Raw genomic sequence first — 13991 nt, 5'->3', positions numbered from 1 at the left:
GGCACTTCTCTTCGAGGTTGATTGCATAACCTCCACTCTTCTGGAGTTGAAAATTCACATTCAGCCTATGTCACTGGCACAGGTGAGAACTTTGGCTAAGGAATCAAGATTTAAATAATTTTGTCAAACCTGACTGTTAATAAAATTTGATGATGAAAATCAGTTTTGTCCACAGGGCTGGGTACTTATATAAAGTAAAATACTTGTTGAGTGAATATCTCAGGCAAATTTTCCTCAAAACTTCTTGAAGTGTAACACCTAAAAGGTGCAAATTGGGGCTAAAGGCTTACAAACAGGAATTCAGGCATGCAAAAGAAAAATCCCCTCCAACAACAAGAAGCCGCCAGTAATTATCCACTCAAAGACCAGCAGGAAAATTTTTCTGTTACCTTTCTACTCCAAATCATCAACGGTGCAGAAGAACCAATTTTTGTCAAAGATAGCCAACATCGTTGGGTACTGCTCAATGATGCTTTCTGTAAATTATTGGGACGTGATCGAGAAGAACTGATTGGCAAGTCAGATTATGACTTTTTGCTGAAAGCTGAAGCTGATGTGTTTTGGGAAAAAGATCAACTAGTTTTGACAACAGGCATTACCAATGAGAATGAAGAGTATTTGACCAATGCGCTGGGTGTGGTGCATTTGATTTCCACTAAAAAATGGTTATTCGTGGATGATGCAGGTAATAAGTTCTTAATTGGTTCTATTCGAGAGAGTACAAAGTATCGGCAAGTGGAAGCGGAACTGCATTCCTCAAAACAGCTGCTGCAACTAGTGATGGACAATATTCCCCAGGCAATTTTTTGGAAAGACCGCGATTCGGTATATTTGGGTTGCAACGAGAAATTTGCGATCGCGGCGGGGGTTGGTTCCCCAGAGAAGATTGTTGGTAAGACAGATCATGACTTGGCTTGGAAAAAGGAGGACGCTGACTGGTATCAAGAATGCGATCGCCGGGTGATCGAGTCTCAGAGACCCGAATATGGTTTAATCGAAACCCAATTGCAAGCAGACGGTAGGCAGCGGTGGGTGGAAACAAATAGAATGCTGCTTTGCGATCAAGGCGGTAAGATCATTGGTATTCTCGGCAATTTTGCAGATATCACCATTCGCAAAGAAGCAGAATTAGCTTTACAGCAATTAAATAACCAACTGGAGGACAGAGTAGAAGAACGCACTGCCGAACTCAGTCGTGCAATTGCTCAGTTGGAGCAGGAAGTTAGCGAGCGTCTGGCCGCGCTGCGGGAACTCACCTTGCTAGAAACTCGACAGCGATCGTCACAACAACTATTACAACTGGTGATGGATAACATCCCCCAGTTAATTTTTTGGAAAGACAGTAATTTAACTTATTTGGGCTGTAACCAGAACTTTGCCCGGGTTGCAGGCCTAGATTCCCCAGAAAATATTGTTGGGTTAACTGACTATGATTTGCCTTGGACAAAGGAAGAGTCAGACTGGTATCAGGAATGCGATCGCCGTGTGATGGAATCAGGCATAGCAGAACTGCACATAATTGAAACGCAACAACAAATTGAGGGCAAGCTGACTTGGGCAGATACCAATAAAATTCCTCTGCGCGACGCTCAAGGCAATGTGGTAGGTATCCTTGGCACTTACGAAGATATCACCGAGCGCAAACGCACTGAGGAAGCCCTACATCAAAGTGAGGCAAACTTCCAAAAGCTATCAGCAAACGTGCCGGGAATGCTCTACCAGTTTAGGCTGCAACCCGATGGCTCTGTCTCCTTCCCCTATGTTAATTCTGGTTCCTATGAACTATGTGGGTTGACACCAGAAGAAATTTTTGCCGATCCTCAGGCGATAATTTCACTCATGCATCCAGATGAACTTCAGGAGTTTCAACAATCCGTTGCTATTTCAGCCCAAACCTTACAACCATGGCTTTGGGAAAGACGAATGTTTTTGCCTGGCGAACAAATCAAATGGGTACAGGCTGCATCCCGTCCAGAACTGCAAGCCGATGGGTCAATTATCTGGGATGGTCTAATGATGGACATAACCCGTAGTAAAGAAGCAGAGGAGGCACTACAGCAAGCTTATGCCGAACTAGAAAGACGAGTAGAAGAGCGAACTAAAGAACTGGCACGAAGCAATCAAGCGCTACAGGCTGAGATTAACGAACGGCAACAGATAGAAATAGAATTACGGGCTTCCCAGCAAAGATTAGCAATGTTAATTCAACAAACACCAATAGGTGTAATTGAATGGAATACCAAACTTGAGATTCAGGAATGGAATCCTGCGGCAGAAAAAATTTTTGGATACAGCAGAAGTGAAGTTCTCGGTTGTTATTTCAAATTTTTAGTTCCTGATATCGCTAGAGAATATGTAGATTTGGTCATGACTGCTCTTTTGGAAGCACCAGAGAAAATTTTGGGCGTCAATGAGAACCTGACAAAAGACAATAGGACAATTATTTGTGAGTGGTATAACAACCCCTTAGTAGCTGACAATGGTGAAGTAATTAGTATTGCATCAATGGTGCTGGACATCACAGAGCGCAAACAAGCAGAGCAGAGGTTAAAGCAGCAGGCATTCGACTTAGAAACAGCCATCCAAGAACTCCAGCACACTCAAATGCAGCTGATTCAAAGCGAAAAAATGTCTGGTCTAGGGCAACTGGTCGCAGGTGTGGCTCATGAAATCAACAACCCTGTCAATTTCATTTACGGCAACCTTACCCATGCCAACGACTACATCCAAGATTTAATGACACTAGTCAGACTCTACCAGCAATACTATTCTGATCCCGCGCCTCAAATTCAGGAAATAGTAGCAGAGATAGACTTAGAATTCTTGATAGAGGACTTGCCAAAACTTCTCAAATCTATCGAAATTGGGGCGCAGCGCATTCGGGAAATTGTCGTATCCCTTCGCACTTTCTCCCGCATGGATGAAGCTGAGATGAAAGAGGTAAATATCCATGAGGGTATTGATAGTACACTGATGATTTTAGATCATCGAGTTAAAGCTACACCTGGCCGCTGCGGAATTCAGGTAGTCAAAGAATACGGTAACCTGCCATTGGTGGAATGTTATGCTGGACAACTCAACCAGGTCTTTATGAATATTTTGGCGAATGCAATTGATGCTCTAGAAGAGTCAATCAGCACTCAAAAAATGAGCAACAATCCCCAGATTCATATTCGTACTCAATTCTTAGAAGCAAATAAGGTCACAATTTCCATTGCTGACAACGGAGTAGGAATTCCAGAGGAAGTTCAAAATCGACTATTTGACCCATTCTTTACCACAAAGCCTATTGGTAAAGGCACTGGCATGGGGCTATCCATTAGCTACCAAATTATCTCCCAACGACATGGCGGTTCTTTGGAATGTTTTTCGCAGCTAGGAAATGGTTCGGAATTTGTAATTACTATTCCTCTGCACCAATGATGAATTACCAAGAATAGTTGTCTTCACAACTCTTCTATTTTTAATGTTTACTGCTAACTTTTATAAGTCTGTTAATTTTGATAATTATAAGTTAACAATTAGTAATTATAAATAAAAATAGGCTTAAATCCTTGAGCAGCTAAAATTGAGGATTCATCTACAAAGGTTTGTACATGAATAATCCCTGACTTTTATCTGGTGAGCTTTTTGAAATGTCTTGTGATTGGTATATACTAGCGAAATCAGCACATTCTTGACGCTAATTAGAGTGACTTATTATGAGACAGCAGGTGAAAGTTATTAAACTCAGCGGAAATTTAAACGCCACCACTTCACAAGAATTTCGGCAAAAAATTACAGAAATTATTGAAATTGGCGTAAAAATTGTGTTAGTTGATTGTCAAGATGTGACATTTATGGATAGTTCTGGTTTAGGTGCTCTGGTGTTAGCTTTTAAAACTTTACGCACAGCAGATATCAAGCTAGTCCTGTGCTCAATTAATGAGCAAGTTAGGATATTATTTGAATTGACTAGTATGGATAAAGTCTTTGAAATATTTCCTAGTCAAGATGCATTTAATAAGATTTTACTCTCCGCAAATTAATTAATCAAATTTAATCTGAAGGATAGATAAATCATCATCAAAAGCCTCTTTGGAGTTTAAAGTGATTAGGTTACTCAGTATATGATCGAGTTGATAATCAAGGGGATGCTGTAAGCTAACTAGTAGCTGAATAAAAGCATCCAGACTCCAAAGTGTGCTATCTGCCAAAGTAATTTCGTAAGCACCGTCGCTAAAAATATAAAGAGTACTGAATTTTTCAATATGACAAAACCCATCAACATATTTTGCTTCTGGAAACATCCCAACTGGCATACCAGGAGTTTTTAAGCGTTGGACTTCGGTACTGCTAGGAGATTTACTAGATACTAATACTGCTGGTGGGTGACCAGCACTGGCATAAATTAATTGGCGATTGACTCGGTTATAAACTCCGTACCAGATAGTAAAGTATTTGTCATTTTGATAATTCATCTGGAACGTGTCATTCAATGCTGCCAGTACATCACTTGGTTGATAGTAATTCAGACCTTTGAGCGCACGAGAACGAAGTAGATTCAGTACTGAAACAGAGGGAAGAGTAGCTCTGAGTCCATGTCCGGCAGTATCCAGCAAGTAAATTGCCAGGTAATCAGAATCTAGCCAGTAGTAATCAAAACAATCACCGCCAAGTTGTCGTGAGGGAATAAATCGAGAATCAATGCCTACGGGTGCGGTGATCGGCAGAGGTAGAAGCGATCGCACATATTCTGCTGCTTCTGCCAGTTCTGTTTCTAACAACAGCTTTTGGGTTTGTAAATCTCGACTTAACTGATGCAGGCGTAATCCTGCTCTTACCCGCGCTTGCAATTCATTTTGCTCGATGGGTTTGGAGATAAAATCATCGGCTCCAGCATCTAATCCCTTGACACGATCAGCGACCGAATCCAAAGATGTTAATAAAATAAAGAATGTGGTGGATAAATTGGGGTCGTTCTTAATGCGATGGCAGACTTCCAGACCATTCAACCCTGGCATAATCCAATCACAGATAATTAGTGCCGGCTGGCTGAAGAGCGCCTGTGCAATTCCTTCTTCGCCGTTACTGGCGGCAACTACATCATAGCCTTGTTTCTCCAACATTCTTTTCAGAAGTATTAGTATGGAACGGTCATCATCAATTACTAAGATTTGAAACATAAAAAATGGGGTAAAGGTTAATTAATATTTAGTGGAAAAATAAAAATTTAAAAAACAGTAAAGACTAATGAGTGGGTAGTATGTGTATAGCAATACCACTAACCCATTCTCAATTAAGGCAGCGACTTCAAGACCAAAGGAGAGGCATCAAAGATTATGGTGGTGAGAGAGGATTCAGCCACAAGAGCATAGCGCGTTTTAGCCCGTTCAAGTCGCGGTAGACTTCTTGCTTGAACCATTGCCCGAAAGCGTCAAAGGCAGTGAAAGATGCTCCTGGTTGCCATTTAATGTCTTGACCTAAGGGTGTGGTGTGATTTCCAGGCAATGTTTGCACACTCACCATCTCAGGAAAGCGTGCTTGTAATATTTTGGTTAACACTGCTGATTGGTCGATGGTATCATTGCTAAATTTTATTAATAAATTGCGCCGGATCTGATATTTTTCTTGCACAAGCTGGTTAGTTTCTAAAGGCGTGGGGGTAAACTCGATTGCCAAAGTTGAATTTAACTGTTCTACTAAAGGGATAGCTTCCTTGGCAGCGTAGTTATTGAAGGATATTAAAATATTACCTGCACGTTCGACTTCAAAGAAGCTACCAATAAGCAAGTGGAGTTTGCAACCCATACTATGACCGACACCGTAAATCGGGAGGTAAAGCTTGCGTAATTCCCCAGTATCCTGTAGGCGTTCTCTGGTGCGCTCAAAGTTTAGCAGTACAGATTTGGCGATCGCTTGATGATCTAAGGTGTTGACAAAAGGGGTAGCAATGATTACATACCCTTTGCTAGCCAAGTGCTCTAGTAACCAGCGGTAAGTCAGGTGGGGTGCGGTGGCGACAAATGCACCTCCTAAGAAATGGATTATACCGATGGGATTTCGGGGAATGACTACCCAGTTGCCTCTGATTTCTTTCCAGTCCATACCGATGTGCGATCGCTTTATTCATCTACTTTAATGTTAGACTGGGGATCGCAACCCTGGGGTAAATCACCGAAAAAGCCTTTGAGGATGGTCAGCTTGTCAACAGTCATCCCTCTCTCCTGCTTCCTGAACCCACATCCACCCGGAGTTTTGATTTTAACCCTGACTTTGCAACCTTCTCATTTCATATTGCACATCTATTGCAATTTGCAAAGCCTCATTTAATAATCTTCCATGCTCAGTCGCCTGCTCATTAACTTGCATTGTTGTTAAAGCTGCTAAATTATTGACAAATAGCTCTGTATTACTCAAAATAAAAGTCTTATTTTCTCGCAAAATCTTTTCTGTCCTTAAAGCGCGAATTAAATCGGCTCTAGTGAGTTTTAGTGCAGCGATAACTCTATCTCTTTCCTGTATACTCACATCTGGGTTGCCAGCTTCTTCTATTTGATCATTAATATCTATTGCTTTAATCACAGCATTATATCTCTCAACATCATTTAGGAGAATTCGCAGAGAATTTGTGATATTAGATTTAAAAAATTTACTTTTATTCTTCCAAATCAAAAATAATATTATTTGTGTAATACCACCAACCCAAAAACCAAATGTAATTAACAGTAGCCAGGACGGAATTGTGATCCAAGTAGCAAATAATTTGATAGTTACCTCAAACAGCAGATAGGTAAAAACAAATGTAGAAAATCCAATAAAAACTACAGTAGCCCCTTCAGTACCTTTGATTTTTGTCAGCAATCTTTTACCAAAGTTTTTGAGAGGATTAGTAATTATAATCAATTCATTATTCACAGGCAAATTAGTCAATTGTTGCAGTTCCTTTTGACTAATCTCCAAGCCTTGTAAATCATCCCGCACAGCTTCCCAATCCTTGCCAGAACAGTAATTTAATACAATATAACAATCAATTTTATGAAATTGTACTCAATCTGGCATTTTGTCCCAGCTTTTTCCAGATAGGCACTGATTTTTTGGAGAATCTGCTACTTTTAACCCTGGATAACTGGTCATAGCTTAACTCTAGAGAGAGATGACAGCCAATCAAGTAGCCTGTGGACGTAAATCACCCGCACCTCCTGTCCTCTAAAATTATTACCAAATAAAGGTTCTCTGTCGAGACAGGGCTAGATAACTATTGTAGCCAGCAGAATATCTAGTAGCAACACTTAGGTTGAGAATAACTTTCAATCATCTGGGTTAACTACTGGCGAATTCCTTGAATAAATACTGTTCTAGCCTCAATTATGGAAGGCATTAAAACACAACTAGCTAATAAAGATACATCTAATGCTGGGAGCAAGTCACTTTGGGTAATTTGCTCATAGTTATCATTTTTGAGGCGATATAGAGATAACTGATTATTTTCCCAAAACCAGACTTCGGTAATTTTAAAGCGCTTGTATTTCTCTAGTTTATCAATGCTACCACTGGTAATATTTACTTCAATTGCTAAATCAGGATTTTCTTTCTTTTCGCCGATATAATAGGATTCATCAGGTTCAAAAGAAGCACCCTTTTCTTTGGCGCGACGGGTGGCACTACCTACGGGTATAAAGTTTATACCTTTTTCAAAAAAGAAAGTTTCTAGCAAGATAGCCAAAATAGTTTTAATAATTTCATGTTGTTCACCAAGAGTCATAAATTCTACACACCCATCAAGATAAGTTATCCGTAAACCTGGTGATTCTGCCATTAAGGCTTCTATTTTCTCAAATTCTTCCCAAGTGTAATAACCGGGTAGGAGGAATCGTTGTTCTGGGGTTGTGATAATCTTATCTAAAGTTTGTAAAGTCATAGCTAAGTGATTGATTCCTACATGATCAATATAGCGCTTTAATCTGGATGAATAGAGAGTAGCCACCTACCGCAAACATGAAAAGGATAGCGACAGAAAAGACTACTACATCCCTGACAATAAATAAAATCCAATCTTTTCTCAGTTCCTGTTTAGCCTTGAGTTCCCGCAGCTTGCACTCAAGTTCTGCGTCTGCTTGTGTGTGTAATTTTACTGGTAACAGAACTAGCGGCTTGTCGCCTTTGTTGGCGATGATTTGGGATAAATCTTTTACATTTGCCATGCTGCTAAATGCCAACAACTTCCGCCTCAAGTTTTTGGTTCTCGTCTGCAATCCAGATATGCTTACCATTCTGCTTGGCTTCGACTGCTAACTCCATGAGTGCGATCGCTTTTAGCAATACATCAGCATTGTCTCCGTTAATCTGTTGCGCCAGATTGTTTAACGTCTCGTAAAGTTCTGGTGACAAATCCAAATTTAGTTGCGTCCGTTGTTTTTTTCTTTGTGCCGTCATTTTGTCGCCTCAGAATACCACTACCTCTATTTTGCCCAAAATCTCAGGCAATGTCTCACGAAAAGCCACTTTGAGTTTCCAGGCTAAGATTTCTCATTAGCTTATCAAGAAAATCATTACAAGGGTAGATTCAAAACTGTATTGAGTGTGTCTTTCATATATGTACTTGATTATTTCCTCAGTTGGGGAATCGTTCAAGATTTCATCATCAATGAAGATAAAGCTTTTGATTTTAACAATACACATTCATTCAACATAATTAGTATCCAAAGCACTCAGTATTGTGTAATACTATATTTCTTTGGTCAGATTAACCAGTAAATTAGATATAAGAAGTCAAAAATAAACTGATGAATTCCATCGCTTCTAGTCTTGCATCTATTGTCAGCGAAGAAAAAGCTGTTTTATCTTGGGAAAATCTCAAACTCAGTCAGCAACAGTGCATCCAGCAGACTATTTCCTCACTTTCCCCTCCCAGTTGTATCGTCTATCCCCGTAGCCAAGAACAACTAGCCGCAGTCATTGCCGAAGCAAACCGTAATAACTGGCGTGTTCTCCCTTGCGGTAGCGGCAGCAAACTCGGCTGGGGTGGTTTAGCTAAGGGTGTTGATATAGTCGTCAGCACAGAACACATGAATCAACTAATAGAACACGCCGTTGGTGATTTGACTGTCACAGTAGAAGCTGGGATGAAATTTGCTCATCTTCAAGCGATTTTGGCAGAATCTCGCCAATTTCTTGCCCTCGACCCAGCTTTACCCAATTCAGCAACCATTGGTGGCATTGTCGCCACAGCTGATACAGGTTCTCTGCGGCAGCGTTATGGTAGTGTGCGCGACCAACTACTAGGCATTACCTTTGTGCGTGCTGATGGACAAATTGCCAAAGCCGGGGGGCGAGTGGTAAAAAATGTTGCGGGATACGACTTGATGAAGTTATTTACAGGATCTTATGGCACATTAGGCATTATCAGTCAAGTAACTTTTAGAGTTTATCCATTACAAGAAACATCAGCAACAGTGGTGTTGACAGGCACGGCAGAAGCTGTATCCCAAGCTGCTGCGACTCTGCGGGGTTCGGCATTAACACCAACCCAAGCTGATTTACTATCAAACAAACTGGTTTCTCATTTAGATTTGGGTACAGGATTGGGATTAATTGCTCGCTTCCAAAGCATTAGCGAGAGTGTTAAGGAACAGTCAAACCGACTTTTGCAAGTGGGGCAACAGTTGGGTTTAAATGGGGCAATTTATGCAGCAGGGGATGAAGCTAATCTATGGCAGAGATTGCAACAACGAATGTATTCTTCTGGCACAGAGTCTGACATTACCTGCAAAATAGGAGTATTACCGACTGCTGCCGTGGATATTTTAACTCAGGTAGAAATAGGTTTAATTCATATCAGTAGTGGTTTGGGGTTTTTGCAGTTTCAAGAACAAAATCAGGTATTGGCAGTGCGTGAGTTATGTCAATCTCATCGCGGCTTTCTGACAATTCTTGAAGCACAAATTACGGTTAAACAAAAGTTAGATGTTTGGGGATACACTGGCAATGGTTTGTCGGTAATGCGTCGCATTAAAGAACAGTTTGATGGCAAGAATATTTTAAGTCCTGGTCGGTTTGTGGGTGGGATTTGATTTTAAATAACCGCCAAGACGCAAAGAAGAGGCAGCGCCTTGCGGGGGTTCCCCCCGTTGTAGCGACTGCCGTCGCAAAAGAAGAGGGGAGAAAAAGAGTTTATGCAAGTTTCGGAAAATTCTGTTAATAATACTGCTAGTTTGAAGAATTTGAAGGGGTTTGATGGGAATAATCCACCTGACCCGAAGTTGATTGATAGTTGTGTGCATTGTGGGTTTTGTCTCTCAACTTGTCCTAGTTATCGGGTGTTGGGTAAGGAGATGGATTCTCCTAGAGGACGCATCTATTTAATGGATGCAATTAATGAGGGCGAAATTGCTCTGAATACGGCAACAGTGCAACATTTTGATTCTTGTTTGGGGTGTCTTGCTTGTGTCTCAACTTGTCCTTCTGGTGTGCAGTATGACAAATTGATTTCCGCAACTCGTCACCAAGTAGAACGGAATTATCCCCGCACTTTGCCAGATAAGTTAGTGCGGCAATTAATATTTACTTTGTTTCCGAACCCTGACTTATTACGCTTGTTTTTGTTTCCATTGTTGGTTTATCAAAAGTTGGGATTTCCTAAATTATTTCGCGCTACGGGTTTACTTAAAAAAGTATCTCCCCGTTTGGCAGCAATGGAATCAATTTTGCCAGAAATTACGCTCAAATCTTTTCAAGATAATTTGCCTGATGTGATTCGGGCGCAGGGTGAGAAGCGCTACCGAGTTGGGGTAATTTTGGGATGTGTGCAAAGGCTGTTTTTCTCTCCTGTGAATGAAGCAACGGTACGGGTATTAACAGCAAATGGTTGTGAGGTAGTGATTCCTAAATCTCAAGGTTGTTGTGCTGCACTTCCTGAACACCAAGGACAAACGGAACAAGCGAAAGCTTTAGCAAGGCAGATGATTGATAGTTTTGCTGATACAGATGTAGATTTCGTAATTATCAATGCTGCCGGTTGTGGTCATACTTTAAAAGAATACGGTCACATTTTAGCAGATGACCCAGAATATCGAGAAAAGGCCAAGGCATTTGCGGCTAAAGTTAAAGATGCTCAAGAGTTTTTAGCAACTGTTGGTTTAACTGCCAAACTGTCCCCGCTAACTGATAAACCTTTGAACTTAGTTTATCAAGATGCTTGTCATTTATTGCATGGACAAAAAATTAGTGTGCAACCGCGTCAGGTGTTGCGGCAAATTCCTGGAGTGAAGTTAAGAGAACCAATAGATGCGGCTTTGTGTTGTGGTAGTGCGGGTGTTTATAATATGCTGCAACCAGAAGTAGCTGAAGAATTAGGTCAGCAAAAGGTGCAGAATTTATTGAATACTGGCGCTGATTTAATTACTTCTGCAAATCCGGGTTGTACGTTGCAAATTACTAAACATTTGCAGTTGCAGGGTAAAGCAATTTCTGTGTTGCATCCGATGGAGTTGTTAGATTATTCGATTCGGGGTGTGAAGTTAGAAATTTAAGAACCTCACCCCCAACCCCCTCTCCGCAAGCAGAGAGGGGGCTAAACACTTTCTCGTTCCCAGTCTCCGACTCTTAATGCCTTAGAGAGGCTCTGCCTCAACTCACAAATCAATCAACTCCACCTGCAACAACCCCGGTTGCCCAATATAATTACGACAACTAGAATAACGCCAGTAAATTGGCTCATCCACATAACCACGTTGTACCGGATTATTGTGTATGTAATCTAACTTTTGCCTAAACATTTCCTCATCCAAAATTACCTGGGGATCAAATCCTTCTTGCCAAACCTGATACTCTTGCTTTGTCTTCAAGTGAATAAATGGGCTGCCCGTCTTTAATGGTTGCAACTACCTCAATATCTTTCATTTCCAATGGCTTTTCTTTTCCTATTACCAGAGGATCTTGCGATAGTATTACCAAGTCTGCTCGTTTACCGACCTCTAGAGTGCCTTTATGGTCTTCTTCAAAATACTGCCACGCGGCATCAGCAGTAATAGCCCGTAAAGCTTCAAACGGTGTAATTTTCTGGTCTTCACCAAGCACTTCGTTAGGCTTATTTTCTTGATCGTAGGTCATCCTGTTCACTGAGGCTGAAGCCACTGCCAACATACTGATTCCCGCAATGGGAGCATCATGATGTAGGGTGATTTTCAGACCACGATCTAGAGCCGACCGAGCGGGGCTGATCCGTTTTGCACGCTCATCCCCAAGGAATAGCGTTTTATGGCGATCGCCCCAAAAGGCAATATGGATCGGGAAGAAAGATGGTATTAAATTATACTTAACAACTTCGTCAAGCTGATCTTCTCGAATAGTTTGGGCATGGATGATAGTAGTTCGTAGATCACGCAATGAATCGACCTTCCGTAGATCCTTGATCGCGTTGATCATAAAATCGGTGGCCGCATCCCCATTGGTATGAATGAGTATTTGGACATTTCTGCTATCGCAATCCCGTACCCACTGTGTCACCTCCTCTTGCTTCATATTGGGGTAGCCGGAGTAGCCTTTGTTATTGTCTTCTTCTTCTGTCAGGCTATTGGCAGTCGTGTTGATATCAATCTTGGTACTGAGAAACATCTGCTCAGTCTTTTGATCCGAACACTTGTCAGCAATTATCGGTGTATCAGGGGAGTTAAGGTAAGGTTCTGTCAGAAAAGCTGTACGGCCTTGGATAGAGCCATCTACCACTAATTTCACGCCACCTACGCGAAAGCGATTTCTGGGGTTGTGAGTGTTTGAATATACTCCCGGAATTTGATTAAGGGTAGCCTGATCTACCCCTGTGAATAAGAGATAGCTAACCACATCAATAGGCAGTTTCCCTGCCTTATCCATTTCTTCTAGCAAAGTTTTTCCACCGAGGCTGGCAGCACCATCTTGGGCAGTAGTGATGCCTGCTGCGGCATAATATTGTAGCCCCTCTTCGAGCATCTTCATTGCATTATTAGGAGAGACAGCTGGGAGGTAAGGCAGAACTAACATCATTGCTTTTTCTTCTAACACTCCGTTGGGTTCGTTAGTACCCTCTTTCCGTCGGATCACGCCACCGGCAGGATCTTCGGTAGATTCATTTATCTTAGCCAATTCTAACAGTGTAGTGTTGCAGGCACATAGATGATTGGAAATATGCACCAGCAGGATGGGATAATCCGTGGAGATAGCATCTAACTCCTCTTTGCAAGGATGTCTCTTTTCCTTAGAGTAGGTGTCATCGTAGCCCCAGCCAATAATTAAGGTGCCGAGAGCAGGCTTCTTTTCTTCAATATATTTCCTTAGCTGTCCCTGAATACTGAATTCTGGCCTTTCTCCGTCTTTTTGAATAATAGATTGCACCGTGCCGATGGGAGCGGGATCGAGATTGACGGTGAAGAACTTAGCTGACTGCATCGTCACATGGGAGTGGGGATCGATAAAGCCAGGCATGAGGCATTTGCCCTTGAGATCCACCATCCCAGTGTTGTAACCTTTCAGTTTCATCACTTCTGTTTCTGATCCAGCTGCTACAATTTTGCCTGCTTTCACGGCCAGTGCTTCCACCCGGTCTTCGTCTGCGACCATGGTGAGAATAGATCCTCCAAAGTAGATAGTATCAGCAGGGTAGTTTTTATCTGGTACGGTGTTATCCTGACTTGGGGTATCAGTAGCAGGTGTCTCTTCTGAAGCAGCAATGCTACTCGCAGTGGCAGCAAAGCTATTACTGGTATCTAGCAGTTCATTAGATCCCATCGATAACTTGAGAAAGTTCCGATACTGTAACAAGTTGTGACCCGCTCTTTCTAGGATATCACCTATGAAAGAGTTGCAGCCACAGCCATTATAGCTAGTATAGTTAGACAAATTAGCCATTTAATTTTTCCTCTTAATTAGGGTAAAAGTAGCGAGTGTGATATGAGCCGCCACGTAATGTCTAAAAGCCTTGCTAAGGAAGGGTTACAAAAATAAAATTGCTCTTTGAACGGAAAAACGCCGAAAAA

At 41.6% G+C, this 13991-nt stretch carries 12 protein-coding genes; 4 read left to right on the top strand and 8 right to left on the bottom strand.

The window, feature by feature from the left end; translation table 11 throughout:
- Positions 1 to 306: 306 nt before the first annotated feature.
- Together CYLST_RS32425 and CYLST_RS21060 are read left to right on the top strand one after the other, a co-directional pair.
- Entirely contained in the window at positions 307 to 3423 is a 3117-nt protein-coding gene (locus CYLST_RS32425; protein ID WP_015209769.1) for a PAS domain-containing sensor histidine kinase, read from the top strand.
- Positions 3424 to 3701: 278 nt separating this feature from the next.
- Positions 3702 to 4028, top strand: coding sequence for an STAS domain-containing protein (locus CYLST_RS21060; RefSeq protein WP_015209768.1), 327 nt, complete (start codon positions 3702 to 3704; stop codon positions 4026 to 4028).
- Here CYLST_RS21060 and CYLST_RS21055 read toward each other — a convergent pair whose 3' ends face one another.
- The 6 genes from CYLST_RS21055 to CYLST_RS21030 form a co-directional block, all read right to left on the bottom strand.
- Positions 4029 to 5165: a PP2C family protein-serine/threonine phosphatase gene (locus CYLST_RS21055; protein WP_015209767.1), complete on the bottom strand. Its 1137-nt coding sequence runs from the start codon at positions 5163 to 5165 to the stop codon at positions 4029 to 4031.
- A gap of 154 nt (positions 5166 to 5319) precedes the next feature.
- A complete protein-coding gene (locus CYLST_RS21050; protein ID WP_015209766.1) occupies positions 5320 to 6087 on the bottom strand; it encodes a DUF1350 family protein in 768 nt (255 codons plus the stop codon).
- A 156-nt stretch (positions 6088 to 6243) separates the two neighbouring features.
- On the bottom strand, positions 6244 to 6963 hold the full coding sequence (locus tag CYLST_RS21045; protein WP_015209765.1) for a hypothetical protein: 720 nt from the start codon (positions 6961 to 6963) through the stop codon (positions 6244 to 6246).
- Positions 6964 to 7306: 343 nt separating this feature from the next.
- Positions 7307 to 7900: a Uma2 family endonuclease gene (locus tag CYLST_RS21040; protein WP_015209764.1), complete on the bottom strand. Its 594-nt coding sequence runs from the start codon at positions 7898 to 7900 to the stop codon at positions 7307 to 7309.
- Positions 7901 to 7925: 25 nt separating this feature from the next.
- On the bottom strand, positions 7926 to 8183 hold the full coding sequence (locus tag CYLST_RS21035; protein WP_015209763.1) for a hypothetical protein: 258 nt from the start codon (positions 8181 to 8183) through the stop codon (positions 7926 to 7928).
- A gap of 4 nt (positions 8184 to 8187) precedes the next feature.
- A complete protein-coding gene (locus tag CYLST_RS21030) occupies positions 8188 to 8415 on the bottom strand; it encodes a hypothetical protein (protein ID WP_015209762.1) in 228 nt (75 codons plus the stop codon).
- Between the two features lie 350 nt (positions 8416 to 8765).
- On the opposite strand from CYLST_RS21030, the gene CYLST_RS21025 reads away from it, so the two are divergent.
- Both CYLST_RS21025 and CYLST_RS21020 read left to right on the top strand, forming a co-directional pair.
- Positions 8766 to 10052, top strand: coding sequence for an FAD-binding oxidoreductase (locus CYLST_RS21025; protein ID WP_015209761.1), 1287 nt, complete (start codon positions 8766 to 8768; stop codon positions 10050 to 10052).
- A 102-nt stretch (positions 10053 to 10154) separates the two neighbouring features.
- Positions 10155 to 11510 (top strand): (Fe-S)-binding protein, encoded by a 1356-nt coding sequence (locus CYLST_RS21020; RefSeq protein WP_015209760.1) that lies wholly within the window; start codon positions 10155 to 10157, stop codon positions 11508 to 11510.
- A 102-nt stretch (positions 11511 to 11612) separates the two neighbouring features.
- On the opposite strand, the gene CYLST_RS21015 is transcribed toward CYLST_RS21020, so the two are convergent.
- Together CYLST_RS21015 and CYLST_RS32420 are read right to left on the bottom strand one after the other, a co-directional pair.
- Positions 11613 to 11825, bottom strand: coding sequence for a hypothetical protein (locus CYLST_RS21015; protein ID WP_245587413.1), 213 nt, complete (start codon positions 11823 to 11825; stop codon positions 11613 to 11615).
- Positions 11782 to 13863, bottom strand: coding sequence for an amidohydrolase (locus tag CYLST_RS32420; protein ID WP_015209759.1), 2082 nt, complete (start codon positions 13861 to 13863; stop codon positions 11782 to 11784). The genes CYLST_RS21015 and CYLST_RS32420 overlap by 44 nt, the downstream gene beginning before the upstream one ends.
- Positions 13864 to 13991 lie beyond the last annotated feature (128 nt).

This window comes from Cylindrospermum stagnale PCC 7417, from assembly GCF_000317535.1.
Classification (GTDB): Bacteria; Cyanobacteriota; Cyanobacteriia; order Cyanobacteriales; family Nostocaceae; genus Cylindrospermum; species Cylindrospermum stagnale.
Note: the sequence above shows the minus strand (reverse complement) of the source record. Positions and strands in the feature narration are given on the sequence as shown.

Excerpts from the sequence above, each read along its gene's own strand:
- CYLST_RS32425 (WP_015209769.1), top strand. The coding sequence starts at position 307 with ATGCAAAAGAAAAATCCCCTCCAACAACAAGAAGCCGCCAGTAATTAT.
- CYLST_RS21060 (WP_015209768.1), top strand. The coding sequence starts at position 3,702 with ATGAGACAGCAGGTGAAAGTTATTAAACTCAGCGGAAATTTAAACGCC.
- CYLST_RS21055 (WP_015209767.1), bottom strand. The coding sequence starts at position 5,165 with ATGTTTCAAATCTTAGTAATTGATGATGACCGTTCCATACTAATACTT.
- CYLST_RS21050 (WP_015209766.1), bottom strand. The coding sequence starts at position 6,087 with ATGGACTGGAAAGAAATCAGAGGCAACTGGGTAGTCATTCCCCGAAAT.
- CYLST_RS21040 (WP_015209764.1), bottom strand. The coding sequence starts at position 7,900 with ATGACTTTACAAACTTTAGATAAGATTATCACAACCCCAGAACAACGA.
- CYLST_RS21035 (WP_015209763.1), bottom strand. The coding sequence starts at position 8,183 with ATGGCAAATGTAAAAGATTTATCCCAAATCATCGCCAACAAAGGCGAC.
- CYLST_RS21030 (WP_015209762.1), bottom strand. The coding sequence starts at position 8,415 with ATGACGGCACAAAGAAAAAAACAACGGACGCAACTAAATTTGGATTTG.
- CYLST_RS21025 (WP_015209761.1), top strand. The coding sequence starts at position 8,766 with ATGAATTCCATCGCTTCTAGTCTTGCATCTATTGTCAGCGAAGAAAAA.
- CYLST_RS21020 (WP_015209760.1), top strand. The coding sequence starts at position 10,155 with ATGCAAGTTTCGGAAAATTCTGTTAATAATACTGCTAGTTTGAAGAAT.
- CYLST_RS32420 (WP_015209759.1), bottom strand. The coding sequence starts at position 13,863 with ATGGCTAATTTGTCTAACTATACTAGCTATAATGGCTGTGGCTGCAAC.